This is a genomic window from Acinetobacter sp. YH01004, from assembly GCF_013420455.1.
Taxonomy (GTDB): Bacteria; Pseudomonadota; Gammaproteobacteria; order Pseudomonadales; family Moraxellaceae; genus Acinetobacter; species Acinetobacter towneri.
Map to the genome: position 1 here is coordinate 41,250 of NZ_VOXZ01000010.1, position 24,976 is coordinate 66,225.

26 protein-coding genes are annotated in these 24,976 nt (G+C 42.7%); 1 reads left to right on the forward strand and 25 read right to left on the reverse strand.

The window, feature by feature from the left end; translation table 11 throughout:
- Positions 1-2 precede the first annotated feature (2 nt).
- The 8 genes from FTT71_RS08380 to mazG all read right to left on the reverse strand — a co-directional run bounded on the left by FTT71_RS08380 (position 3) and on the right by mazG (position 6,177).
- Positions 3-272, reverse strand: a complete 270-nt coding sequence (locus tag FTT71_RS08380; RefSeq protein ID WP_026438354.1) for an HPr family phosphocarrier protein — start codon at positions 270-272, stop codon at positions 3-5.
- Complete coding sequence (gene rapZ, locus FTT71_RS08385) at positions 269-1,120, reverse strand: RNase adapter RapZ (protein WP_104852463.1); 852 nt, start codon at positions 1,118-1,120, stop codon at positions 269-271. Before rapZ ends, FTT71_RS08380 begins: the two co-directional genes overlap by 4 nt.
- Before the next feature lie 24 nt (positions 1,121-1,144).
- On the reverse strand, positions 1,145-1,990 hold the full coding sequence (gene panC / locus FTT71_RS08390; RefSeq protein ID WP_131260754.1) for a pantoate--beta-alanine ligase: 846 nt from the start codon (positions 1,988-1,990) through the stop codon (positions 1,145-1,147).
- 1 nt (position 1,991) lies between these two features.
- Entirely contained in the window at positions 1,992-2,801 is an 810-nt protein-coding gene (panB, locus tag FTT71_RS08395; protein WP_004975120.1) for a 3-methyl-2-oxobutanoate hydroxymethyltransferase, read from the reverse strand.
- 49 nt (positions 2,802-2,850) lie between these two features.
- The gene (folK, locus tag FTT71_RS08400) at positions 2,851-3,339 is read right to left on the reverse strand and encodes a 2-amino-4-hydroxy-6-hydroxymethyldihydropteridine diphosphokinase (protein WP_004975118.1); all 489 of its coding nucleotides are present in this window, start codon (positions 3,337-3,339) and stop codon (positions 2,851-2,853) included.
- The gene (gene pcnB, locus FTT71_RS08405; protein WP_180160865.1) at positions 3,336-4,802 is read right to left on the reverse strand and encodes a polynucleotide adenylyltransferase PcnB; all 1,467 of its coding nucleotides are present in this window, start codon (positions 4,800-4,802) and stop codon (positions 3,336-3,338) included. The genes folK and pcnB overlap by 4 nt, the downstream gene beginning before the upstream one ends.
- A gap of 129 nt (positions 4,803-4,931) precedes the next feature.
- Positions 4,932-5,399 (reverse strand): ComEA family DNA-binding protein, encoded by a 468-nt coding sequence (locus FTT71_RS08410; protein ID WP_096901517.1) that lies wholly within the window; start codon positions 5,397-5,399, stop codon positions 4,932-4,934.
- A gap of 16 nt (positions 5,400-5,415) precedes the next feature.
- Positions 5,416-6,177 carry a nucleoside triphosphate pyrophosphohydrolase gene (mazG, locus tag FTT71_RS08415; RefSeq protein WP_004975111.1) on the reverse strand — a complete coding sequence of 254 codons (762 nt, stop codon included), beginning with the start codon at positions 6,175-6,177 and terminating at the stop codon, positions 5,416-5,418.
- Between the two features lie 107 nt (positions 6,178-6,284).
- Here mazG and FTT71_RS08420 point away from each other — a divergent pair, with 107 nt between their 5' ends.
- Positions 6,285-7,058: an SDR family oxidoreductase gene (locus tag FTT71_RS08420; protein WP_004975109.1), complete on the forward strand. Its 774-nt coding sequence runs from the start codon at positions 6,285-6,287 to the stop codon at positions 7,056-7,058.
- A gap of 93 nt (positions 7,059-7,151) precedes the next feature.
- Here FTT71_RS08420 and der read toward each other — a convergent pair whose 3' ends face one another.
- The 17 genes from der to FTT71_RS08505 form a co-directional block, all read right to left on the reverse strand.
- Positions 7,152-8,564, reverse strand: coding sequence for a ribosome biogenesis GTPase Der (gene der, locus FTT71_RS08425; RefSeq protein WP_004975107.1), 1,413 nt, complete (start codon positions 8,562-8,564; stop codon positions 7,152-7,154).
- 218 nt (positions 8,565-8,782) lie between these two features.
- Positions 8,783-9,931 (reverse strand): outer membrane protein assembly factor BamB, encoded by a 1,149-nt coding sequence (gene bamB / locus FTT71_RS08430; protein WP_180160866.1) that lies wholly within the window; start codon positions 9,929-9,931, stop codon positions 8,783-8,785.
- A complete protein-coding gene (locus tag FTT71_RS08435; RefSeq protein WP_131260757.1) occupies positions 9,931-10,632 on the reverse strand; it encodes a tetratricopeptide repeat protein in 702 nt (233 codons plus the stop codon). The genes bamB and FTT71_RS08435 overlap by 1 nt, the downstream gene beginning before the upstream one ends.
- A gap of 30 nt (positions 10,633-10,662) precedes the next feature.
- Positions 10,663-11,958: a histidine--tRNA ligase gene (hisS, locus tag FTT71_RS08440; RefSeq protein WP_004975101.1), complete on the reverse strand. Its 1,296-nt coding sequence runs from the start codon at positions 11,956-11,958 to the stop codon at positions 10,663-10,665.
- 3 nt (positions 11,959-11,961) lie between these two features.
- Positions 11,962-13,083 carry a flavodoxin-dependent (E)-4-hydroxy-3-methylbut-2-enyl-diphosphate synthase gene (gene ispG / locus FTT71_RS08445; RefSeq protein WP_131260758.1) on the reverse strand — a complete coding sequence of 374 codons (1,122 nt, stop codon included), beginning with the start codon at positions 13,081-13,083 and terminating at the stop codon, positions 11,962-11,964.
- Positions 13,084-13,105: 22 nt separating this feature from the next.
- Complete coding sequence (locus FTT71_RS08450) at positions 13,106-13,915, reverse strand: RodZ domain-containing protein (RefSeq protein WP_004975098.1); 810 nt, start codon at positions 13,913-13,915, stop codon at positions 13,106-13,108.
- Positions 13,906-14,694: a type IV pilus biogenesis/stability protein PilW gene (pilW, locus tag FTT71_RS08455; RefSeq protein WP_371971077.1), complete on the reverse strand. Its 789-nt coding sequence runs from the start codon at positions 14,692-14,694 to the stop codon at positions 13,906-13,908. Before pilW ends, FTT71_RS08450 begins: the two co-directional genes overlap by 10 nt.
- A gap of 75 nt (positions 14,695-14,769) precedes the next feature.
- Positions 14,770-16,002, reverse strand: coding sequence for a 23S rRNA (adenine(2503)-C(2))-methyltransferase RlmN (rlmN, locus tag FTT71_RS08460; RefSeq protein ID WP_004975094.1), 1,233 nt, complete (start codon positions 16,000-16,002; stop codon positions 14,770-14,772).
- A 138-nt stretch (positions 16,003-16,140) separates the two neighbouring features.
- Positions 16,141-16,572 carry a nucleoside-diphosphate kinase gene (gene ndk, locus FTT71_RS08465; RefSeq protein ID WP_004975092.1) on the reverse strand — a complete coding sequence of 144 codons (432 nt, stop codon included), beginning with the start codon at positions 16,570-16,572 and terminating at the stop codon, positions 16,141-16,143.
- Positions 16,573-16,733: 161 nt separating this feature from the next.
- Complete coding sequence (iscX, locus tag FTT71_RS08470) at positions 16,734-16,934, reverse strand: Fe-S cluster assembly protein IscX (protein ID WP_004975089.1); 201 nt, start codon at positions 16,932-16,934, stop codon at positions 16,734-16,736.
- A 101-nt stretch (positions 16,935-17,035) separates the two neighbouring features.
- A complete protein-coding gene (locus FTT71_RS08475; protein WP_004975087.1) occupies positions 17,036-17,587 on the reverse strand; it encodes a phosphatase PAP2 family protein in 552 nt (183 codons plus the stop codon).
- Between the two features lie 25 nt (positions 17,588-17,612).
- Positions 17,613-18,896 (reverse strand): glycosyltransferase family 1 protein, encoded by a 1,284-nt coding sequence (locus FTT71_RS08480; protein ID WP_180160867.1) that lies wholly within the window; start codon positions 18,894-18,896, stop codon positions 17,613-17,615.
- A gap of 261 nt (positions 18,897-19,157) precedes the next feature.
- Complete coding sequence (locus FTT71_RS08485; RefSeq protein ID WP_096901522.1) at positions 19,158-19,583, reverse strand: hypothetical protein; 426 nt, start codon at positions 19,581-19,583, stop codon at positions 19,158-19,160.
- A gap of 31 nt (positions 19,584-19,614) precedes the next feature.
- Positions 19,615-21,924, reverse strand: a complete 2,310-nt coding sequence (locus FTT71_RS08490) for a fimbria/pilus outer membrane usher protein (RefSeq protein ID WP_180160868.1) — start codon at positions 21,922-21,924, stop codon at positions 19,615-19,617.
- 3 nt (positions 21,925-21,927) lie between these two features.
- Entirely contained in the window at positions 21,928-22,644 is a 717-nt protein-coding gene (locus tag FTT71_RS08495; RefSeq protein ID WP_180160869.1) for a molecular chaperone, read from the reverse strand.
- Positions 22,645-22,742: 98 nt separating this feature from the next.
- Entirely contained in the window at positions 22,743-23,273 is a 531-nt protein-coding gene (locus tag FTT71_RS08500) for a hypothetical protein (RefSeq protein ID WP_180160870.1), read from the reverse strand.
- Between the two features lie 753 nt (positions 23,274-24,026).
- Complete coding sequence (locus FTT71_RS08505) at positions 24,027-24,953, reverse strand: branched-chain amino acid transaminase (RefSeq protein ID WP_004975074.1); 927 nt, start codon at positions 24,951-24,953, stop codon at positions 24,027-24,029.
- Between the last annotated feature and the right edge of the window lie 23 nt (positions 24,954-24,976).

Below are 24,976 nucleotides of genomic sequence, written 5' to 3' on the forward strand. Positions count from 1 at the left end.
GATTAATCTGCCTCGTAAAATTTTGCTGCAAACAGTGCTTGAATATCAGATAAAGCTTTTTCTTCATCTGCACCATCAATCACCAAGCGTAAAGTAGTTCCCTTGCCTGCACCTAACATGAGCAAGGACATAATATTTTTGGCATCAACCAATTTGTCGCCTTTACCAATTTGGATTGACGAACGAAATTTGGTGGTCACTTCAATCAGCTTCCCAGATGCCCGTGCATGTAAACCTAGTTTATTAATTACGTCAACAGTTGTGTCAATCATGACCAGTGCTTCATTTCTCGGTGTAAGACTTGAATAGACCATTTTGCCTCAAGTGCTTTTTTTAGTCTATCTACGATATAAACGGAACGGTGTTGCCCACCCGTACAGCCAATTGAAATGGTGATGTAGTGTCGATGTCCTTCGGCAAAGGCTGGCAACCATTTTTCTAAAAACTGATGGATGTCCTGAAACATTTCATGGGTTTGCGGACTTTGTTGCAAAAATTTCTGCACAGGTGCATCTAAGCCTGAATGTTTTCTTAGCTCCAAATCCCAATGTGGATTGGGCAAATGACGCACATCAAACACATAATCGGCATCTAAGGGGATTCCGTGCTTATAGCCAAAGGATTGTAAAATTACAATCAATTTGTCAGTTTGCCCAAGCTTAGACAACAACACATGTTTTAAATCATGCACGCTTTTGTCAGTGGTATCAATATGAACCGTAGAGCGGAACTGAATCGGCATCAACAAGTTTTTTTCTTCTTGAATACATTCATTCAAGCTTTTAAAACGGCTAGAGAGTGGATGCGGACGGCGTGATGCGCTAAAACGGGCAATCAATTCCTGATCTTGCGTGGTCAGATAAATAATATCGACTGAACCATGCTTTTGCAGTTGCTCAAATACCAAATCAAACTCTTGCAAGTCGGCACGGGTACTGCGTACATCTACCCCCAATGCCAACTGTTCCAAGTTATTTTCCTGATCCAGTTTATCCACAATTTCGGGAAGCAATGCCAAAGGTAAATTATCAATACAGTAATAACCCAAATCTTCCAACACTTGTAATGCCGAAGATTTTCCTGAACCCGATTGACCTGTCACGATCAAAATACGTTTCATGGCATGCAACCCTTCTATTGCCAGCTATGCAGAATGTTTGACCTGCAAATTATCAATTAAACGTGTATTGCCCAATTTTGCTGCAACGAACAACACCAGATCTTCACTAAATGCTTCAATTTTCTGCAATTCTGTTGTACGCGCCTCTACATAGTCCACAACAAAGCCTGCTGCTGTCAATGTTGCTTTAATATTCGCTAACACTTGTGACAAAGTTTCACCTTGCTGTAATGCTTGTGCAGCAGCCTTTAAACTTTGATAGATTGTCGGTGCAATTTGACGCTGTTCAGCGCTCAAATACCCATTGCGTGAACTAAGTGCCAAACCATCTGCTGCACGTACAATTGGCACACCAATCACTTCTAGCGGAATATTCAAGTCACGTACAAACTGACGAATGACTGCCAGTTGTTGATAGTCTTTTTCACCAAAGAAAGCATAGTTTGGCTGTACCATATTGAATAACTTGGTCACGACCACCGCAACACCATCAAAGTGTCCAAGACGCTGCAAGCCACACAAGTCTGCCGTAATCTCACTCACTGAAATATTGGTCAAACGTGGTTTGTTACCATACATTTGCTCAACTGAAGGCGCAAAAATAATGTCGCAACCGACCTCTGCCAACAATTGGCTGTCTTGGTCTAAAGTTCGCGGATAACTGTCAAAGTCTTCATTAGGGCCAAATTGAATTGGATTGACAAAAATACTGACCACCACCACATCACATATTTTTTTCGCTTCGCGCACCAAGGTCAAATGCCCTTCGTGCAAATTGCCCATGGTCGGAACAAAACCAATGGTTTTACGCGCAGCGCGTGCAGGCTGTAATGAAGCCGCTAAGCCTTGAATTGTGGTTTCAGTTTTCATATTACAACTCGACTTGGAAAGTTTGTTCACGTGCTGGGAAAGAACCATCTTGAACTGCAGCATGATAGGCTTTAAACGCATCCAAAATGGCAGTTTCACCCGCTTGTTCTTTCATAAAGTTACGTACAAATTTTGCGACACGACCAAAAGTCAGCCCCAGCATGTCTTGCACCACTAGTACCTGACCGTCAGTGTCTGCACCTGCACCAATCCCAATCACTGGAATTTCAGGGAACAAGGCAGAAATTTCTTGACCTAGCTGTGCTGGCACACATTCTAGTAACAGAATCGCCGCGCCTGCTTCTACCACAGCTTTACAGTCAGCAATCAGTTTATCTGCAGCTTCGCGGGTACGTGCCTGTAATTTATAACCGCCAAATACATGCACCGATTGTGGCGTTAAACCTAAATGTACACAGACAGGAATACCATTACGGGTCAGTGTTGCAACGGTTTCGCTGAGCCATGCACCACCTTCCATTTTGACCATTTGTGCACCCGCTTGCATCACCTCTTTCGAGCTTTGCAATGCATCATTTAAGGTGGCATAACTCATAAATGGCAAGTCAGTCAAAATAAAAGCATGTTGATTACCACGACGCACCGCCGCAGTATGATAAGCCATATCCGCCACGCTGACAGGCAAGGTTGAGTCACGCCCCTGAATGGACATCCCCAAAGAATCGCCAATTAAAATCGTATCAATTTCAGCAATTTCCATTGCTTTCGCCATGCTTGCATCATAGCAAGTCAGGCAGGAGAATTTTCGACCTTCCGCTTTAAATTTTCTTAGGTCACTTAAACTAATCATGAAAATATTCCTCTATGGAAAAAGCATCACGCATGCTTAATTTAAAACTTTATAGCCCTGCCCAATTGCTGGCATCTACAACAGTTAAGCTCGGATGTTCAAGCAATGGCGAGTGTTTTAATAATTGTCCCTTAACGCTTAAGTTAGCATCCAAATCTAACAACGGGATGACGACAAAATCACGTTCTAACACCCCCACATGCGGTACAGTCAGACGTTCATTTTGAATGTTGGCATCAGCATAAATCAACAAGTCTAAATCTAGCGTACGCTCACCCCAATGACGTAAACGCACCCGACCCGACTCTTGTTCAAAACGCTGTAATTCATCTAACAATGCCAAGGCTTCAAGTTCGGTATCTAAACGTACCACAGCATTCAAATAATTAGGCTGATCTTGTGGCCCCATTGGTGGGCTTTGATACAGTTTAGAAGTCTGCACTTGCCCCAAAGTTGCCAGTTTTTGCACCGCTTCAGTCAAAATTTGACGCGAATCGCCCAAATTACTGCCTAAACCAATATAGGTGATGTTGCTCATTGTGTTGGCCCAAAAATCACTTGGCTTAAATCACGTTGCACACGTTTACGTTTTAAAATCGGATGATCTGCACCAATACCTGAACCGTTTGCTGTAGCAGTCAATTGCGCCCGATTTTCTTCATACTGTTTGGCTTTACGCGCACGTCGACTACGAGGCTCAGGCTCATTCACCAAGGGTTCAATCTGCATATCGGCAGCATGTGTTGCTGGTGCCACATCAACAGGTTCTTGCGCTGTTTTACGGCGGCTCTTGGCACGTAATCGGTTATATTGGGCAATCGCACGTTCTTTTTCATCGGTGCTCATAAGCTGGTAGGCATCCCACCACTGACCCATTCCTAAAGTCGAGCTATCGCCTGCTTTTTCACGCAGTAATAAAAAGTCAAAACCTGCACGGAAACGCGCATGCCCAGACAATGCTTCAATTTGCTGTGGTTTCGGTTGCAATAAACGGGTTTGCATTTCCCAAACTTCACGAATAAAAGTTTCAGCAAAACGAGGAATAATGGTACGTGTCGCCTGACGTTTCAGTACATCTAAACCTGCTTGGGCTCGCGCTTCGGCTGCCACCACACCTTTAGAAAGATAAAAGTCACAACGCTCTAAAAACGGTTGCCACAACAGCACCGCATAGAAAAATGCAGGGTTGATGGTTTTACCAATCGTAATCCGTTGATCGGTATTTTTTGCTGCACGTTCAATAAATGAGTTGATGTCTGGCTTGATGTCGGCAAATAACTGACGCCAAATACCAAACTCAATCAACATCGGCAGGACTTTATTTAAATGTCCCATCGTAAAGAGTTTTTGCGACTCATCATATAAACGGTGTGGCGATACATCACGCAATAACTGCGTCATTTCAGGCGTAAAAATTTTAAGAATTTTTGGATCAATATTGAAATTTAATTTGGCAGCAAAACGCAAAGTACGCAGCATACGCACTGGGTCTTCTTCAAAACGTAAAGTTGGATCGCCCAATAAACGCAAGTTTCTGTGCTTTATATCATCTACGGCATTGCAAAAATCTAACACGATGCCTTTGCGTGGCTGGTAATACAACGCATTGATTGAAAAGTCACGACGGGCAAAATCTTGCTCGATTGTGCCCCAGTTATTATCGCGCAGAATCATCCCCGCCGCAGAAGTCACAGTTTTTTTCGGTGGCGCACGGAAAGTGGCCACTTCAATTAGTTCACGCCCTGCATAGACATGCGCCAGCTCAAAACGTCGTCCAATAATTCGGCAACGTCGTCCGAAAACTTCTTTCACTTGTGAGGGTGTGGCATTGGTTACGGCATCAAAATCCTTCGGATTTAGCCCTAACATTAAGTCACGAACTCCACCACCGACGATATAGGCTTCATAGCCTGCTTTGGTTAAAGCATCTAGAACATCTAAAATGGAAGAAGGTAATTGAGCGGTAGATAAACCACATTTTGACGCGCGCAAAGTTTGCAAAAGACGCTGTCTCCTACGTCTGAACGTAAAACAGATAAGATGTCGCTAATCATATCTCTAACACAATCAAAGGGCAATTTGATTCACATGCTAATTTTGCAATGTGCAGTGCTAAAATTCTGCTTGCAGCTACAATGCCAACTTGTGTTTATTCTTGGCAAATAAGGCAGACCCAATCCCTTTGACTTGCTGAAGTTCTTCAATACTTTGGAATTTTCCATTTTGTTTTCGGTATTCCACAATCGCTTGTGCTTTTTTCATGCCCACCCCAGACAATTGCTGCAATTGTTCTAGTGAAGCGCTATTTAAACGCACTTGATTTGTATGCGCACTTTGCTGAGTAGGACGTGCTAAATAATGTTCTGCGCTTGATGATGTGGTTTGAGCCGCACTTAAACGCTGATCTTGCGCGGCTTGCTGCGCTTTCCATTTTAAATAGTTTTGATCATAGCTGTGCCCACCCACCTGCGCAGGCTTAGATTGCACATTTTGTGCTGTAGTCCATACACTGATACTGCATAACAGCAATGCAAGCCAGTACTGCCATCCGAAAGAAAAAAAGCGAAAAGAAACTTTTAATTGCTGCGATATATTCATGTTGCCGCAAAACCTGTCATTTTAATTGTTGTTTTGCCTGCTCCCAAAGTTGATCCATTTCTTCTAAAGTCATATCTTCTATTGTTTTTTGTTGTAATTCGGCCTGATCTTCAATGTAAGCAAAGCGTGTTCTAAATTTATGAATTGTGCCCAATAATGCCAACTCACTGGACACGCCAAGTTTACGCCCAACATTGATTAAAGAAAACAAACAATCCCCTAACTCATCCTGTATTTCATCGGATTGTTGCTGTTGAATCGCCTGTTGTAATTCTTGCAATTCTTCTTCTAACTTGCCATACGCATCTTGCACGGTATGAAAGTCAAAGCCCAATTGTGCCGCATGCTGCTGAATTTGCTGTGCCTGCACCAAAGCGGGTGCATGTTTCACCTCATCTAAACGTGACTTTGCTTTACCCTGTTTTTCTTGTTGTTTGATGGTTTTCCATAAGGCAGCGACATCTTCTGCGCTGAGCTGCGCAAACTGTTCTGCCTGAAAAACATGTGGATGCCGACGAATCAATTTATCGCAAATGGCTTGCACCACATCCTGAAAATCAAATGCGCCTTGTTCGCTATACATTTGTGCCTGAAACACCACTTGCAACAACAAATCACCCAGTTCATCACGTACATCATCCACCTTGCCTGAACGCACTGCTGCTTCAACTTCATAAGCTTCTTCAATTGCGTATTGAGTCAAACTTTCTGGGGTTTGTTTTTGATCCCACGGGCATTGTTGACGTAACTGTTGCATGATTGAAAGCAATTGCTGCATGGGTTGTTCCTTATTTCAATTTATTGCACGAATGCACCATTTTTTTGTTATGCTCAGACGGCAAGGACGATATGCACAACAAAAATAACATCAGGGAGCAAGTTCAAATGCACAGTATCTTGATTAGTGGCGCTGCACAAGGCATTGGTGCGGCAATCGCACAATTGTTTTATCGGCAAGGTTACCGTGTCGGTATTTATGATATTCATCTCACACAAGCACAGCAATTGGCAGAACAATTGGGTGAGCGTGCGCATGCAGGTTTGCTTGATGTAGCAGACTATGCCAGTTGGCAAGCTGCATTATCCGATTTTTGCCAATGGGCAGGTGAATTGAATATTTTGGTGAATAATGCAGGAATTCTCTACTCAGGCGCATTTGAAGACACACCCATAGAAGCGCATCATCGGACTATGGCAGTGAATGTGAATGGTGTATTAAACGGTTGTCATGCGGCTTTGCCTTATTTAAAACAAGCAAGTTTTGCACGGGTGATTAACCTGTCTTCGGCATCTGCGATTTATGGACAAGCCGATTTAATTTCTTATTCTGCTTCCAAATTTGCAGTACGTGGCATTACGGAAGGTTTAGATATAGAGTGGCAAAAATACGGCACTCGGGTCTTAGATGTCATGCCGCTATTTGTACAAACTGCAATGGTGAAAGATATGGATGCAGCCACCATTCAAAACATGGGCGTGCATTTATCGACAGAAGATGTCGCCCAGGTGGTGTATCAACAAGCGACGGTTAAAGATTCGATTCTGACCAATACGCATCGTGCGGTCGGTTTAAAAGCCAAAACCCTAATGCAACTTTCGAGTATTAGCCCACAATGGTTAAATCGTCTGTCGAATAGCTTGTTGGCGAAGCGTCATTAATTCTACATCTATCTATATTTAAATTAAGTTGCTCAAAAAAAATCCCGAATTCACATTCGGGATTTTTTAATCAAACGCGTCAAAATTTAAGCCTTAGCCTCGCTTAAACTTCTTCTCGGCTTTCTTAAACTTCTGCACATAACGACGACGACGTGCCGCAGTACGCTCATCCACTTGTGACTTACGCCCTTCAAATGGGTTTTCAGAGGTTTTAAATTCAATTTTTACAGGTGTACCTTCTAGCTTATAGACTTTACGGAACACGTTTTCTAAATAACGACGGTAATCTGCAGGAGTTTTATCGACCTTATTACCATGAATCACGATGGTTGGCGGGTTCTGTCCACCCATGTGTGCATAACGCATTTTAATAGCGCGACCTTGCACTTTAGGTGGATGGTGTGCATCTGTTGCGTCATTCAAAATTTGCGTCAATTTGGCAGGTGACACTTTTAAGTGCGATGACTCATACGCACGGTGGATAGATGGATATAAGTCACCCACGCCTGTACCATGCAAGGCAGAAATCAGGTGGATTTTTGCCCATGGAATAAAGTCAAAACGACGCTCAACATCTAACTTACATTGTTTGCGATCATATTCGGACATATTGTCCCATTTGTTAATCGCAATCACCATGGCACGCCCTGCTTCAAGTGCGTAACCAATTAAGTGCAAATCTTGCTCGACAATACCATCACGTGCATCAACCACAATCACCACCACGTGTGCATCTTTCATGGCTTGCAAGGTTTTCACAATCGAGAATTTCTCGATCATTTCATCGACCTTACCTTTACGACGCACACCTGCAGTATCAATCAAGGTGTATTTACGTTCGTTGCGCTCAAACGGAATATAGACTGAGTCACGTGTCGTACCTGGCTGATCGTATGCCACTACACGTTCTTCACCCAATAAACGGTTAACCAGTGTCGATTTACCCACGTTTGGACGTCCAATAATGGCTAAACGCAAACCTGTGTCTTGATCATGTGCATCTGGGTTTTCATCTTCAGGAACATCTGCCAAAACGTCTTCCAGCATTTGCTGAACGCCTCGACCATGGCTGGCAGCCACTTGCAATGGCTCGCCCATACCCAGTTTAAAGAACTCAACCAAAGCGGCTTCGGCATGTACGCCATCTACTTTGTTCGCCACCAAGAATACTTTTTTGCCCAAAGTACGCAATTCACGCGCAATTTGCTCATCCGATGCCAACAAGCCTGCACGTGCATCGACCACAAAAATGATCATATCGGCTTCATGGATGGCTGTTTTAGATTGTTCAGCCATGTAAGAGTCGATGCCACCTTCACTTTCGCCAATACCGCCAGTATCGACCACAATGAAAGATTTATTTTGATAGGTTGCATCACCATATTTGCGGTCACGTGTCAGACCTGCAAAGTCAGCAACAAGTGCATCACGGCTCTTGGTAATCTGGTTAAACAGCGTTGATTTTCCGACGTTCGGACGACCAATGAGCGCAATTACGGGTTTCATAGATTAACCTTTATTCAAGATCAGTCAGTTTCAATGGTCTGTACATCCGAAACTGTGGAAGAAAGAACAGAGTATGGATGTTGGGTTCAGCGTTGCGACCACGCAAACGACAGAGAGAACATCGACCACTCTATTAAATAAAAACACGGGGCATTGATGATTCAATTACCCCGCGTAAAAATACGGACAACTATTTTAGCATAAAAGTCAGAACAAAATTAGCGGTTCTGCCAAACGCTTAATGCGCCCTTTTGCGTTGCGACATAGAGTTGATTGTCAATTACACGCAATGAACGGACTTCGCCATTGGTTTTTGAATGTCCAACCAGTTGCCCTGAGCTTGGATCAATGAGGTGTAAAACACCATCTAAATCACCGACCACTAAATATTGTCCAAACAACACAGGATTAGATAAACGACGGTTGAGCAAACTGTCATTTTCCCAAAGTGCTTGTCCTGATGTGATTTCGTAAGCTGCAATTTTACCATCTGCAGTGCTGACAAATACACCATTCCCCGCAACTTCTGGACGTTTGGTACTGCTTGCATCTTCACTCCAAATCACTTGTTGTGAAGCCAAGTCCAATACGGTGACCTGACCTTGGTAGCTTGTGGTCACCAAGAATTGACCAGCAACCACTGGGTCGCCATCAATGTCATTTAAGCGTTGAATGTCTGAACGGCCTTCACTAATGGCAACGCGGCGCTGCATACGTGGTACGCCTGTAACAATATCCAGTGCATAGACATAGGCATTTGCAGAAGCAATCAGTACAGTACGTGAATCGAGCGCAACGGGTGCCGCCATGCCACGTAAGCTAAATTGTACGTTTGGTAAATTGTAAGTCCAAACCAACTGACCTGTTTCGGCATTGTGTGCATATACCGTGCCGTCATTACTTACAGTCACCACACGACCCGCCTGAATTAACGATGGCGCAAGAATTGCACCTGTTAACTGTGCAACCCACTTTTGCTCACCTGTTTGCTGATCTAAAGCAAACAATTGTCCTTTACTGTTTCCTGCAACCACAATGCCATCAGCAGCATTGACACCTGCAGTTAAGCCTTGCTTAGACACTTGTTTTTGCCAAAGACGTTGCTTGCCTTGATAGGCTGCCATCTCACCTTTAGGATCAACAGTATAAATTACCCCGTTTTCGGCATCTAATTGCAGGCGTAGTGGATCGGCTGATGTAGTCGATGCAACGCTTTGTGAAAATACAGGAACTAGACTTTGAGCTTGCTCAAGTTTTGGCAGTGGATTTGGCTTAACTTCTGCAACTTTAATTTTATTGGTAGAACACCCCGCCAAAGCAAGGGTTAAAACGGTCAGTGCAAACGGTATTTTATACTTTCTATTCATTAGCTCTCATCCACTTGTGTTTCTAATACTGGGCGTTCAATTTCAGGATCATCCACCAAAACACCAACACTTTCGAGTTTTATTTGTAAAATTTGACGTTCTTGTTTACGTTCCACCAAAGTATCCCATGCACTTTGATAGGCTTTTTTGGCATTTTCACGGTCATTTTTCGCGACATAAACATCGCCACGCGCTTCATCTGCAGTCGCTTTAAATGCAGGATCAGTCACCGCGGCCAAACTTTGAATAGCTTCATCGTATTTCTTTTGCGCCAACTGTGCATAAGCCAAACGCAACTTAACCAATTGCACTAAGCCTTGGTCTTTTACTTTAGAGTTTTCAACTTTCTTTAAGGCTTTTTCTGCGGCAGCAAAATCTTGCTGATCGTAAGCGAGTTTAGCCATTAAGAATTGAGTTTGAATAGCTTGCGCAGAATCAGGGGCTTCTTTCACAATTTTATCGGCAGTTGCAGACAATTGACTGAAGGCATCTGGATTGCCTTCTGCTGTACGTGCATCATCCATCAGTTGTTGCACTTTAGCAGTATTCATTTGCTGCTCTGCCAAGGTTTTTTTCTGCCAATATTGCCATCCGAAAAAGGCAATCAACGCAATTAAAATCCCGCTAATCATGGCTGAACCATATTTTTTCGCAAACGATTTTAAACTATCAAGTTGTTCGTCATCACTCAATGCGCTCATTGGATTACCCTTTTCCTTATGTTATTTGGCTTATTGTGAAGAAAATTTTTCAATGATGAAAGGCACAATTTTGGTCACTGCAACAGTCGTTTGCTCAGCAGTTGCCAAGGTTTTCACTGCCAATTGCTGTGCTTCCGCTTCGCGCTCACCAAAAATCAAGGCATAGATTGCACCTGATTGATCGGCTTTTTTCATTTGGCTTTTCATTGAGCCTTGTGAACCAACTTTTAAGCGAATCTGGCTGCCCGCTTGTTCGAATTGGTCACGAATTTGCTCAGCTAAAACCAACGCCTTGCCTTGAGTTGTTGGATCTGCCAACAAGAATACTTCACAATCACGTACAGGCGTATTGTCTTCGACTTGCTCAAGCAACAACAATAAACGCTCAATGCCCATGGCGAAGCCCACGGCAGGTACAGACTGATCTGCCTTACCTTTCAACTGCCCAACCAGACCATCATAGCGCCCGCCTGCACAAACTGTGCCTTGCGAACCTAAATGCGTGGTTGTCCATTCAAAAACGGTTTTATTGTAATAATCTAAACCACGTACCAGTTTTTGATTAATCACAAACTCAATGCCTGCATCGGTTAAATACTGCTGTAATTGGGCAAAGTGATTCAGCGTATCTTCACCCATAAAATCATGCAATTTTGGAGCATTTTCTAGGATGCTTTGCGTTTTAGCATCTTTCGAGTCCAAAATACGCAGTGGGTTAGTACTTAAACGACGCTGTGAATCTTCGTCTAAATCGGCTTTGTGCGCTTCCAAAAACTCAACCAAAGCGGCACGATACGCTGCGCGCTCATCCGACTCACCCAGCGTATTCAACTCTAAGCGGACTTTATCGGCAACGCCCATACGTTTCCATAAACGCGCAGTCATTAAAATAAGTTCGGCATCCATATCGGGTGTTGCAACGCCAAAAGTTTCCACACCAAATTGGTGGAATTGACGATAACGACCTTTTTGTGGTTTTTCATAACGAAACATTGGGCCGATATACCACACGCGCGGTGTCGCACCACGTAGCAAATTGTGCTCTAACATGGCACGTACACAACCTGCAGTTCCTTCAGGACGCAAAGTCAAAGACTCAGGCGGATTGCCCTTGTCTAAGAATGTGTACATTTCTTTTTCAACAATATCGGTCGCATCACCAATTGAACGCTTAAACAAATTGGTTTGCTCAACCATCGGCAAACGAATTTGTTGATAACCATAAGCATCCATTAAAGATGCTAAATGTTGCTCTAGACGTCTCCACGCAGGTGTTTGCGTTGGAAGAATGTCATTAAAACCTTTAATTGCAACAATTGAACTCATGACTTACTCAGAAAAATTTGTACGAATAATCTCTTTAGATTTAGCTTCTTCAAGCTCTGTAACACGCTGACGAACCATGCTTTCGATTTCATCAACGAGTTGATTGGTATCAATTAAATGGCTCTTTTCACCATTACGATAAACCAATGAACGCGGACTTGCGCCCACCACACCAATATCAGCTTCTTTAGCTTCGCCCGGGCCATTCACTTTACAACCAATGACCGATACATCCATTGGAGTACGAATATCTTCCAAACGCTCCTCCAATGCCTGCATTACAGAAATGACGTTAAATTCCTGACGTGAACAGCTTGGGCAGGCAATAAAGTTAATCCCGTTAGAGCGTAAACCTAAAGATTTTAGAATATCAAAACCGATTTTAACTTCATCTTCAGGTTCTGCCGCAAGTGAAATACGCATGGTATCGCCAATGCCTTCCATGAGCAGACCGCCCAAAGCAATTGCAGATTTTACGGTACCTGTACGGTAAATACCTGCTTCAGTTACGCCCAAATGTAATGGATTATCAATTTGTTGTGATAACAAACGATAAGCATCCATGGTTAAAAACACATTCGATGCTTTGACTGAAACTTTAAATTCCTGAAAATCTAGACGGTCTAAAATATCAATATGACGCATGGCAGATTCTAGCAATGCTGCGCCTGTCGGCTCGCCATATTTTTTCTGAATATCTTTTTCTAGCGATCCCGCATTCACACCAATCCGCATAGAAATATCATGATGTTTGGCAGCAGCTACGACTTCACGAATTTTAGCTTCCGAACCAATATTACCCGGGTTAATCCGCAAACAGTCTGCACCCGCATCAGCAACTGCCAACGCAATTTTATAGTCAAAGTGAATGTCTGCCACCAACGGCACAGATACTTGCTTTCGAATTTCACCAAATGCAGCTGCGGCTTCCATGGTCGGTACAGAAACACGCATGATGTCTACACCCGCATCTACACAACGCTGAATTTGCGCCACGGTTGCAGCAACATCGCAGGTTTCCGTATTGGTCATACTTTGGATGCTAATGGGCGCATCACCACCCACATAGACAGAACCCACACGAATTTTACGGGTCGGACGGCGTTGAATTGGATTTACAATCATGATATCGCTCTACCTTGCTGCATTATCGAGATAAACGGAATTCTGCTTTTCCGTTCACAGTATATGGCGATAATGAAATCGACTCATTGTTCAAACTTAATGACACAGCAGTCGCATCATCTAAGCGAATTTGAAATGGGGCTTCGCCTTGTAAATTTAAAGTAGAGGCTTGACGTCCTGTCGCTAAAACATTGCCAGCAGAGTCAACAATATGCACTGAAGTTGGACGAGCAAATTGCAAATTCAGCTGATCGCCCGAAGCAAGTGCAGGCGTGCTGCCTGTCGCATTGTCAGAAATGATTTGCACATCGGATTGCAGTACTGCAATTTCAGGTTCTGCACCCTCTTGACCAGACGACATCCAGTTTTGAATTAGCGCGACCAATGCCCACAACAACAGCAATACCGCCACAATCACAGCGATACGTGTGAGCCACTTTTTATTGCGATCGCGGTTAGAGCCTGGCAGTTTTCCCATAATTTTGATGGGTGAATTGTTCAAGGCGTGATTTGGCAACAACCCTGTATCGTTGGCATAAATTTCATCAAAACGCTGAATAATGGCTGAAGCATCGACCTGTAAATATTTGGCATAGGTACGATAATAACCTTTAATAAAGGTCGCTTCAGGCAAAGCGGTATATTCGTCTTGCTCTAGCGCCATCAGCGTTTTTAATGGAATTTTCAAATCTTTTGAAACATCATCCAGTTCGCGTTTTTGATTGACGCGAATTTGACGAAGGTACTCACCTGGACGTTGAACATTTCCTAATGCATGGGGTACAGGCGTTGTCCCCTGTGTGGGTTGCGGTGAATTAGGATTTACTTCCATACGGCCTCAGTACTGTACTGTAATTGCAAATAACGTTGGTATTCTTGGCTATTGGGAAATAATGCACGCAGCTGGTTCACTAAAACCTGAGTTCCCAATTGATCGCCATTGGCACGTGCTAAACGAATCCCAATCCATAAGGCACGCGCACCCTGATTTTTTTGCCCCACAGCACGTACAAATTGTTCATACAATTGTCGCGCGGGTGCAAATTGTTGTCTTAAATATAAAATTTCCGACAACTCTAACATTGAAACATAAGAATCGCGATTGGCTTGCAAGGCTTGTTTGAATGACTTTTCGGCATTCTCTATATCGCCTAATTTCAAGTAAATACGACCTACATTTTCCAATGCTCTAAAGCGTTGATCATAACCCAGTGTTGCACCTGCAATACTGAGCTGCTCAATCGCATCATTATAGCGTTCTACTTGATATAAATACGTACCATAGTTGTTACGCGCTTGTGCATTTTTTGGGTCAGCGGCAATGGCACGCTTAAAATACGCATCGGCTTTTTCTAAATTCAGCTTGCTGCCTTCTTGTTGCAGCAACACGCCCATCATCATATTAGCGGTGGAATCACGTGAATCGCTTTCCAAAGCTTGATCAAGTGCGCGTTTGGCTGAGTCTAAATCGCCATTTTTTAAGTATTCTGCTGCCAACTGCGTACGTACTTGCACCGCTTTTTCAGGGTCTTTTTGCCCTAAGGTTGGAGCTGTGGTTTGACAAGCTGCAGCAAAAATTGCCGAAATACAAACAGTTGTAATTTGTGCGATTTTAAATACAGGCTTATTCAATGGACATCCCCTTTGCGTCTTCGTTCGATGCAAGTTACTTATCTATAAAAGTCATTATCCTTGCGAGCGTATGATTTCATTTTGCGCTGCAACTTTCTTTTTCCACTGTTCGGCACGGCGGGTGCGGTCTGCCACTTGTCCGACCAATTGCCCACACGCGGCATCAATATCATCACCACGTGTCTGACGAATCGTACACACAAAACCTGCATCAGACAAAGTTTTTTGGAAAGAAATAATTCGATTTCGGCTTGAACGTCCATACGGCGCGTGCGGAAATGGGTTAAATGGAATCAAATTAATCTTGCTTGGTAGGTTCTTGAGTAGCTTAATCATTTGCTGCGCATGTTCAGGATGGTCATTCACTCCATCTAACATCACATATTCAATAGTCACGTGTTTACGCGCACTTTCATTGCCATCTTTTCCAATATAACGCTGACAAGCTGCGATTAATTGTTCCAATGGATATTTTTTATTGATTGGAACAAGTTCATCACGCAGTTCGTTATTGGTGGCGTGCAAAGAAATTGCCAAAGCCACATCAATATCTTGTGCCAATTGGTCAATTTTAGGTACAACACCCGAGGTAGATAAGGTTACACGACGCTTAGACATGCCATAAGCAAAGTCATCTAGCATAATGCGCATGGCGTTCAAGACGGCATCGTAATTCAACAACGGTTCGCCCATACCCATCATCACCACGTTGGTCACAGAACGCTCACGTTCAATCACAGGCACATCTTCCATATAGGAATAGTTTGCCATCCACAACTGACCAATAATTTCGGCTTGGGTTAAGTCACGCTGAAAACCTTGTTTACCCGTAGAACAAAATGAACAGTCCAGTGCACAACCTACTTGCGATGAAATACACAGGGTTTTACGTGAGCCAGTTTTGTCTTCGGCAGGAATCAGAACGGTTTCGACCAATGAGCCTTCACCATCACCGACACGGAACACCCACTTACGCGTACCGTCTTTAGAATAGTTTTTATGCACCACTTCTGGCGCTTTAATTTCACAAATCTTTTCCAGTTTTTCACGTAACTTGCCCGAAATATTGGTCATTTCGGCAAAGTCTGTAACAAAAAACTGGTGAATCCATTTCATCACCTGCCCTGCACGGAATTTCTTTTCGCCTAAGTCTTCAAAGAATTTTTCCATTTGTGGACGTGACATGCCAAGGAGATTCACTTTCTCTGCAGTCGCAGACTGTGCAGGAGCGGATGCAGATGCTTGCTGAACATCTGTCGCAGATGCAGCGAGGACTTCTGTACTCATGTGTGTATTACCTAAACCATGTCTAAAGATGAAAGGAGATGCTCAAGAGGTGAGCAAGGGTTTATTCAGAAAATAAAAATTCGGAGAATAAAAAACCAGATAAGCATAATAACACTTATCTGGTTTGAATACTGCGTATTAACGAGTACGTGGGCAAACTTCAGTTTGAGCAAAGAAGTAGTTTACTTCACGCTCTGCAGATGCAACTGAGTCTGAACCGTGAGCAGCGTTTTCGTCGATGCTTACAGCGAAATCTGCACGGATTGTACCAGGAGCAGCTTCTTTAGGGTTTGTCGCACCTAAAATTTCACGGTGAGCAAGAACTGCGTTTTCACCTTCAAGAACTGAAACAACAACTGGACCAGAAGTCATGAACGCAACTAGGTCACCAAAGAAACCACGTTCTTTGTGCTCAGCGTAGAAGCCTTCAGCTTCAGCTTGAGAAAGGTGTTTCATTTTAGTCGCAACGATTTTAAGACCAGCTTTTTCGAAACGAGCAAAGATGTCACCGATGTGGTTTTTAGCAACTGCATCTGGTTTTACGATAGATAAAGTACGTTCAATAGCCATGATTGGCTCCTTAAGTCAATGTTGACGCGAAAATTTTGCCGCATTATACCGAATAATGGGCTATTTTCTGCTTTTGATGTGTAAAAAAATTGCTTTTTTCGATATGAAGCGCATTGTGCAGGACCTTGATCGGCAAATCAATCTTGCTTCACACCGCTAGATTAACGTGCTTCGTCAATCCACGCCATTTGAATGGCTTCTAAGATGCCTTCAGTCGATTTTTCAGGATCATCTTGAAACTCTGGCAAAGCACAGACCCAAGCGTGCAAATCGGTAAAACGAATCCATTGCGGATCGACATCGGGATGCGCCTCATATAACTCAATGGCAATGTCGATGCTGTCCGTCCAACGTAAACCCATGTGTATTCCCTATTCTAGTCAAGACAGCGACTACTTTAACAAATTTCGCATGGGCTGCCTGCCATTACTGCACTGAATTTTCGATTTGGTTTTATCCAAGCTTATAAAACAATATTTACATAAGGTGCAGCCAAAATAATCGCACTCGCCACTGAACCGCCAATCATCGCCCCGACTGCCACATCACTCGGATAGTGCAAGCCTAAAATCATACGGGAAACGGCCACCAAAATCGTAAAGGGCAACATCAACATCAACAATACTGGCTGGATATAACCCAAAACCGTTGTGGTCATGACTGCATGCAAAGTGTGACCTGATGGGAAGCTAAAATGATCTAAGGGACGTTCACCCAAACGGATCACTTGGTGTACCTGATACGGACGTGGACGGACGGTTTTTTGTTTTAAATATTTATAAATACCTGTGCCGACAGATCCGCCTAACAACAGATAAATAATTTGTAAACTATAACCAATGCCCTGCATCATCCATGCACTTGCGAGCATGACATACCAGAACACACCATCGCCCAAACGGCTAATAACTTTAAAAAATTGTGCCACCCGCTGAGAGTGGGAAAAATGGTTAAGATACAAACAGCCTTTTAAGTCGAGATCCAGCATTCTTATTTTTGCATTTTTAAACTTCATCAGTTCTCTCCTCTTTGGCGTATAGCTAAGATGGCATGTGTAGCTCCTTCGCCACCTGATATAACGCCTGCTCAAATTGTTGGACTGGATACTGCCAGCCAATATTTAAAGTCGCTTTGCGGGCGTGTTCGCCCATCTGTCTAAGGGTTGTAAGATCTGGAAGTCGGTGGATATGACCGACCAAATCTTCTGGCTGACCGAGTGGACTCAACCAACCTGTTTCATTCGGTTTTAGATGTAAACGTGCACAAGCATAATCATACGCAATGACAGGTAAGCCACTGGCCATGGCTTCTAACACGACATTGCCAAAGGTTTCGACCTGACTGGCGAAAGTAAATACATCGGCACTGGCATAGGCTTGTGCAAGTGCTGTGCCACTTAAACTACCTGTAAAAATGATATCTCCCTGAGCGTTCATGGCTTCTAAACGTTCACGGTCTGGCCCATCTCCAACAATCACCAATTTCACAGGCTGTTCGGTATTTTTTGGCATACGCTGATAGGCATCAATAATAAGATTGACTTCTTTTTCAGGTGATAAACGCCCGACATACAACATCACCCGCGTGTTTTCACTGGCACCCCAACTTGCTCGCAGTTGGGTCGAACGAAAATACGGGGAAAAACATTCAACATCGACACCACGCCCAACCACCACTAAAGGCCCTTGCACACCAAACTGACGCAATGATTTTTCAGTATGGCTACTTGGCACACACGTCAGCGAGGTATTGTTATGAAACCATTTTAGATAGTGCTGAATTGGCTTGAGTAAAAATGCCAAATCGAAAAAACGGCTAAAATCTTGAAATGCGGAGTGAAAACCACTTGATACTGGAATATTTTTTGATTTTGCAATATGTAAACTGGCAAGCCCTAAAGGGCCTTCAGTGACGATATGCACCACATCAGGTTGAAACTCATCTAAAGCCTGCGAAAGTTTAGACCACTGCGGCCAGCCAAATTGTAAATTATGATATTTAGGAATGGCTTGTGCTTTTACCAGACATTCTTGATACGGTTGGAATTGAGTGCAGGCTTGTTTTTGTTCAGGGCGAATCAATAAAATTTTGTGTCCAAGTTCCTGCAATCCTTTGCAAAGCTGCAACAGTGAACGTGCCACACCATTAATTTCAGGTGGCCAAGTTTCTGTTACAAGGGCAATTTTTAAACGTGGGCGGACAAGGTCTGAGAGTTCAGAGGTAGGCTGGCTGCTTTTTTGTTTTTGATCTTGTTTGAAATAAAATTTAAACGCATCGCTGTAACGCTCTAACTTACTGCTCTGCTTTGCCAATACATTGCTCATCGCCTTATGCTCAATTCTTATTTTATGCTTGCTAGCATAGAGCAGCAGCATTGCAGTAATATGATGCTTTGGTGACACATTTGTCATTTTTTAAACAACTAGATGACCACTCATACCTAGTTTTATGTATATCCTTTGCTGTCATTCAGCAAAAAATAGATAAAAAAAGCAGATATTGTCTACCTGCCTGCTGAATATCTTGTTTGCTGAATACCTGATCCGCGGCGCATTTTGTCTGGAACTGCCGCACATCTAAGCCCTCTAAAAAAGTAAATTAATATACAACTCATCGGTATAACGCCCTGCTGGCGTTGTCAAACTCGGTTGTTCATCCAAGCGTACCGCGACACTGTATTTATGTCCTGTCGTAGAAACATGCCCTGCTATAGGCGTGTTCCACAAATTTGTTTTTGCTCCCATAATACTCATACTAGTGCGTAAACGGTGTGAACCATTATTCACAAAGCTGCTGCCATGTTTGTCACGTAAATTACGACTGCTGAACTGAATGCTATAACCACGGTCACAGCGCACATTAAAACTGGTTGCGGTCTGGCTACGGTATTGTGAGCTCATTTGCAATAAAGATTCACTGACTGAACCAATGGTGCAAGCCTGTGCAGGAAAACAAATCCAGCATCCACACAGCACTAGACTTAATTTTTTTACCATCCCTAATCTTTTCATGTTCTCATCCTCAATCATCCTGCTGATATAATTACTGACAAATCAAATCCAATTGTCTGGTTTGTGGAACAGTGCCTGCTTTAAGTTGAGGGACTTCAAGTGAACTATGGCAAACTTTTCCACCTTTGGTTTTAACCTTAAGCATATAACTGCCTGCTTTCACACCATATAAATGTACTTTTCCATCGCTGCCCACAGGTACAAATTCAGTTGCATCATCACTTAAATACACTTCACTGCCCTGCACAAAGGTCTGCTGATCGGGCGTAAGTAAACGCAATATGATCAAACCTGTACGCTGAACAGGGAAATTCACTTTATAGCCACGTTGATTCATGCCAATCACTTTTTGGCTTGAATATTCAAAGCTGTCATACATATCTAACTGGTCTTGATCAAAAGACACGTCGTAATTGACGTAAGGCACAATGTCATGCACAAACGCATAGCCGTGTTGATTGGTTTTACCAACAGGTGTTAAGGCACGCTGCACTTCCACATTTGGAATATCGCCAACATTCACCAAAGCAAAAGCATTGTCTACATATTTGGTCATGGCCCATTTACGGTCTAACCACACTACTGCACCCTGATAATTGGCTTGACTGTAGCTAAAGCTCTCACTTTCATCGTGGCTTAAATATAAATTTCCCATCGGCATTTTCAGGGCGGTATAGGCATTTACTCCGACATCCCCTTCAGCTTGTTGGTGACGCACAGCAAGGGTGTAATCCACGCCATTTTGAGTCAGACTACTTTGTGCATAACGCAACTGAGTTTGCTCATCAAAATTATGTGAAAGCTGCGCACTGCGGCGTTGGTCAAATTGATAATTCAGTGTTAAATATGCCCCGTCACTATCCTGCACTTTCAAATCTTTATAATAAGAAAACGACAGTGAAGTTTGACGCCCAAACATACGAGAAAAACCAACTGTAAGCATTTGGCTATCTGCAAAGCTATTATTTGCATTGGGATGGTAACGGCGCTCTAGATAGTTCACATTTAAGGTATTGATTAAAGGAATATTGAAAATACTGACATAAGCTAAGTTGTCGTATTCCACTGTTTGTGTCATATCGCTATAACCCAAACCACGATATTCAGGACTGTAGTATTTATGACTTGCACCAAGTGCAAGCCGACTTCCATTACGGCTTAACGAAGCGCCAAAGGTATAACCATCGCCCCAATCACTGTGGCTAGACGCAGCATGCGTATCTAACAAGGCATATTTGCTGAGAGATTGCGTCCATAGCAACCCGACATTCTGCATATCTTTGCTATAACTTAAATTGGTTCCTAAAGTCGTGCTGTCTGTAATTCCACGTCTGAAATAAAGGTTGCCAAAAAACTCCCGATAATCATCCGACACGTAGTCGTAGTCATAACGCAGCTTTCCTGCAGAAAAGTTGTATTCGTTCAGTCCTGGTTTGAGTAGTTGCGTGGTGACATAAACTGGAAAAGATTGCACGGTACGATTTCCCAATACATCTTCCACGACCACTTGCGCCTCGCCCGACTGCTGAATATTGGCACCCGTATTTAAGGTATAGTGCCCAGGCGTCACTTGTTGCTGATATAAATTGATGCCATTAATGTATAAATCGACGGTAGATGGCAGTACGGCACTGCCTCTTAAAGTCGGCACATTCCAATAAATAAAGTCTGGATAACTACTAAAATTTGACCCAAAAGACACACCGCCAAATCTAAAGCTATCTAATAATGGATTATAAACACTGGTGTTATCGCCCAAAGTTAAACGCTGATAGCGTGATGGAAATTCTATTTCAAAACTGGTATTCAAACGCAGTAGCTTATCTTGATCTTGTTCTGCCTCTTTGCGATACATCATGCCATTTTTAAAAATCCAGTAATCCTTAAAAATACCAAGCTCCGCCAAGCCATTTAATTCATTGTAATTATCATAACGTGCATACAGCACATCATAATTTAAAAAACCGCCCAACTCTGCTTTAGATGGAATCGCATGGGGTTGGCTCAGTTGTGCATCTATAAAATAGCTGGCAGGTACAGTCAATTTAATCGCTTGCAGCGCAAAATCTTGCTCAGACTGAATTTCATTGGTGGTTACAGAACAGAACTGAGTTTGTGCGCTGTGTTTTTGTAAACGGTCTTGCTGTAAACCGAGTTGTTGCAAAACCTCGCATTCCATATAGCGTTGCCCATCCTGCTGCAACACTAGACTTTCAATGACACGATCTACGCCATTTAGCCAGACACTATTCAATGCCATTTCAGTATTGGCAGCATTGGCGGGTAATGGTATCCCCCACAGGACACATTGCAGCGCAAAAAACAGTCGAGTTCTATGCATGATTTAGCCCTTCATTTTTAACTCAATGGCTTGCTCACTTTTATCTGTTTCAAGTTTGAGTATGTAATTTTTCAAATCACTGAGTTTGATTTGCCCCATATCAAAGCTGTGTTTTTGTTGATTTAACAAATATTTCATTTCACGTGTGGTTGCGATGGGTTGTTTTTGTTGGTTTAAAATGCTGATTGAAGAAATTTGCACATGCGATGCAGCATGATTTTCTATCTCTAAAAACAAATGGTCGTTTTGATAACGCGGGGTTGCAGTCACCTGAATGGCATCTTGCTTACCCACAAATAAAGGAACAGAAATCGTAAATAAAAATTGGAGAGCGTCTTCTTCCACCACAGGGGCAATTTCTTTAAAAACAATACGCCAAGTTTTTTCTTGCGCCATTTCTTCCTTAGAAAGTGGTCGGCTAAAACCTACGCGTATCACTTGTTGTGCATTCGGTTGTAAAACAAAGTTTTTAGGATTAATTAAGATGTCTTGTTCTGGTTCTAGCACATCTTCACCCTGTGCATTTTGCGACCATTTGTAGGCAGACATTTCAAAGCTTTTCGGTTCAGTAAGATCTGTGGCTTCCATGACTACTGTTGCACTGCGCTGTCGTGCTTTATCGCCCAAATACATTTGAGTCGGTGAAATGACCAAGTTTGCATAAACAGCTTCTGCACATAAACAACTTGCGACCAGCATATATTTCAATAATCGTTTCATACTTCCCCCAGCAATGTCTTATTTTGTATTTCTTTAGACTAAAAAGTTGACTCCACCCTGTCGGTAAAGCCAACTGATTCAGATTGCGTTCAAGTGAATTAGAATGACACTCGAATGTTGTATTTATCGGTATAGGTACCCGCTGGTTTAGAAATACCTACACCGTCACTTTTAACCAAGACATTGTAAGTACTCCAGCCATTGTTGCCTGGCGCAATATTGGTTTGCTGATCGTTTAACTGAATCAAAGATGGTGAACCCGCACGTTTGGTTTCAACCGTTAAGCCCACTGCATGATTACCTGATTTGGCTGCAGATTTGGTTGTTTTGCCTCCACCAACACGGTTGTCGGTATCGACCAATAAGTTGTAGTTTGCATTCGCCCCAACCATAAATTGACCAGAAGCTTCTGCACCATCTTTTAATGAGATACTTGGTGTTTTCACTTTCAGCTCACAGCGCTTAGGCACAATCACTTGAATTGGAATACTTCCTGTACATGGCCCTTCGTTACATACTGGGGTTGGCTTAGGGTCTGGTTTAGGATGATGATTACTACCCGCCATTGTTACCGTTGAAAAAGCTCCGAAAACCATCAAAGCAGCAGCAGTTTTAATAAATTTAGACATGTCACTTCTCCATAACTCTTATAAAAAACCATTTTTTAATCATTCACTCGCTTGAGATATCGTTAGAATTATTGAAACTCAATCCTTAGCAAGTTTCTTCATTTTAGGTATTTCTCACAAAAATCCATCTATACGCCCCATTTCACACAATATTAAATAAACCTTGGAATTCAGCTAATTAGGAGATTAAAGTACTGTTTTAAATGACATCGCAAAAAACTAGGGAGCAGCCCACTCCCTAAAACTTGTGATACCAATTCTAGGGATACCCAAAAAATATATTTATTTACATTTAAACCAACACATTGTTTTTATTTAACTTTAACAACATTTTTATTTTAACTTTTGTTACATTTTAAGTAGGTTTATTTTTGAAAGAATGGTCAAAATTCAGTTTTTAGCCTAATTTTTACTACACTTTTCACGTATTTAATTCACTATCTCCTATCACATTCAACAGACTGAGCGTTTTTTAACATCAAATCTCACCAATTACAGGGATTGCCTCTCGCTATAAAAAAGCCATGTTTTGGGCGGCTGAATCTATCCAAAAGATCAAATTTGCACACCACCAACTCAACGAAGAAACAGTTGATCATTCATCTATATCTGTAACGTGAGAGATAAACCTCGCAAGATGTTTAGCTAACTCATAACGCAATAGCAGACAAAATAAAACCCCATTCAAACCATTGCCTGAACGGGGTCATCACACCTGAGTCAATCATCTTAACTCAGGTACACACGCCTGACTTATTTAACGTAAGTCAACCAATGTGCATATTTGTCATTCTTGCCTTGAACTGCGTCAAAGAAAGTTTTTTGAATTTCAGTGGTAATTGGGCCACGTGAACCACAGCCAATTACACGGTCATCGTATTCACGAATTGGGGTAACTTCTGCTGCTGTACCTGTAAAGAAGGCTTCATCGGCAATGTAGAATTCATCACGCGTAATACGGCGTTCAACTACCTCATAACCCAAGTCTTTAGCAATGGTGATCACCGTTTGACGCGTAATACCATCTAAAGCACCGCCTGCGATGTCTGGTGTATGTAAAACGCCATCTTTAATTAAGAATACGTTTTCGCCAGAACCTTGGCATACATAACCTTGTGGATCCATCAACATCGCTTCGTCATAGCCTGCTTGCGCTACTTCTTGGTGTGCAAGAATAGACAAAGTGTAGTTACCAGAAGCTTTAGCTTTACACATGGTCACGTTTGGATGATGATGCGTAAACGATGAAGTTTTAACGCGAATACCTTTAGCCATCGCTTCTTCACCCAAGTATGCACCCCAACCCCAAGCCGCAACAGCAGCATGAATGGTGTTATTGGTTGCAGCAATACCCAGTTTTTCAGAACCAATCCAAATTAATGGACGTAAATAGCACGATGAAAGTTTGTTTTCACGTACCACATCAATTTGCGCCTGTTCTAAAGCTGCTTGATCAAATGGTACTTTCATTTGATAGATTTTTGCAGAGTTTAACAAACGCTTAGTATGGTCCTGAAGACGGAAAATCGCAGTTCCGTTTGGCGTTTCATAAGCGCGGACACCCTCAAACACACCCATACTGTAGTGTAAGGTATGCGTTAAGACGTGAATTTTTGCATCACGCCAGTCAACCAATTGTCCATCTTGCCAAATAAAACCATCACGATCAGCCAAATTCATGGCACACACTCCAAATGTTTATA

Coding starts and splice junctions, on each gene's coding strand:
- FTT71_RS08480 (WP_180160867.1), bottom strand. CDS start 18,896: ATGAGCAATGTATTGGCAAAGCAGAGCAGTAAGTTAGAGCGTTACAGC.
- FTT71_RS08485 (WP_096901522.1), bottom strand. CDS start 19,583: ATGAAAAGATTAGGGATGGTAAAAAAATTAAGTCTAGTGCTGTGTGGA.
- iscX (WP_004975089.1), bottom strand. CDS start 16,934: ATGGGTTTACGTTGGACGGACAGCATCGACATTGCCATTGAGTTATAT.
- FTT71_RS08380 (WP_026438354.1), bottom strand. CDS start 272: ATGATTGACACAACTGTTGACGTAATTAATAAACTAGGTTTACATGCA.
- FTT71_RS08435 (WP_131260757.1), bottom strand. CDS start 10,632: ATGAGCGCATTGAGTGATGACGAACAACTTGATAGTTTAAAATCGTTT.
- FTT71_RS08505 (WP_004975074.1), bottom strand. CDS start 24,953: ATGAATTTGGCTGATCGTGATGGTTTTATTTGGCAAGATGGACAATTG.
- rlmN (WP_004975094.1), bottom strand. CDS start 16,002: ATGAGTACAGAAGTCCTCGCTGCATCTGCGACAGATGTTCAGCAAGCA.
- FTT71_RS08420 (WP_004975109.1), top strand. CDS start 6,285: ATGCACAGTATCTTGATTAGTGGCGCTGCACAAGGCATTGGTGCGGCA.
- rapZ (WP_104852463.1), bottom strand. CDS start 1,120: ATGAAACGTATTTTGATCGTGACAGGTCAATCGGGTTCAGGAAAATCT.
- panC (WP_131260754.1), bottom strand. CDS start 1,990: ATGAAAACTGAAACCACAATTCAAGGCTTAGCGGCTTCATTACAGCCT.
- bamB (WP_180160866.1), bottom strand. CDS start 9,931: ATGAATAGAAAGTATAAAATACCGTTTGCACTGACCGTTTTAACCCTT.
- FTT71_RS08475 (WP_004975087.1), bottom strand. CDS start 17,587: ATGAAGTTTAAAAATGCAAAAATAAGAATGCTGGATCTCGACTTAAAA.
- mazG (WP_004975111.1), bottom strand. CDS start 6,177: ATGCAGCAATTGCTTTCAATCATGCAACAGTTACGTCAACAATGCCCG.
- FTT71_RS08410 (WP_096901517.1), bottom strand. CDS start 5,399: ATGAATATATCGCAGCAATTAAAAGTTTCTTTTCGCTTTTTTTCTTTC.
- ispG (WP_131260758.1), bottom strand. CDS start 13,083: ATGATTGTAAATCCAATTCAACGCCGTCCGACCCGTAAAATTCGTGTG.
- FTT71_RS08450 (WP_004975098.1), bottom strand. CDS start 13,915: ATGGAAGTAAATCCTAATTCACCGCAACCCACACAGGGGACAACGCCT.
- FTT71_RS08490 (WP_180160868.1), bottom strand. CDS start 21,924: ATGCATAGAACTCGACTGTTTTTTGCGCTGCAATGTGTCCTGTGGGGG.
- ndk (WP_004975092.1), bottom strand. CDS start 16,572: ATGGCTATTGAACGTACTTTATCTATCGTAAAACCAGATGCAGTTGCT.
- panB (WP_004975120.1), bottom strand. CDS start 2,801: ATGATTAGTTTAAGTGACCTAAGAAAATTTAAAGCGGAAGGTCGAAAA.
- der (WP_004975107.1), bottom strand. CDS start 8,564: ATGAAACCCGTAATTGCGCTCATTGGTCGTCCGAACGTCGGAAAATCA.
- folK (WP_004975118.1), bottom strand. CDS start 3,339: ATGAGCAACATCACCTATATTGGTTTAGGCAGTAATTTGGGCGATTCG.
- hisS (WP_004975101.1), bottom strand. CDS start 11,958: ATGAGTTCAATTGTTGCAATTAAAGGTTTTAATGACATTCTTCCAACG.
- FTT71_RS08500 (WP_180160870.1), bottom strand. CDS start 23,273: ATGTCTAAATTTATTAAAACTGCTGCTGCTTTGATGGTTTTCGGAGCT.
- FTT71_RS08495 (WP_180160869.1), bottom strand. CDS start 22,644: ATGAAACGATTATTGAAATATATGCTGGTCGCAAGTTGTTTATGTGCA.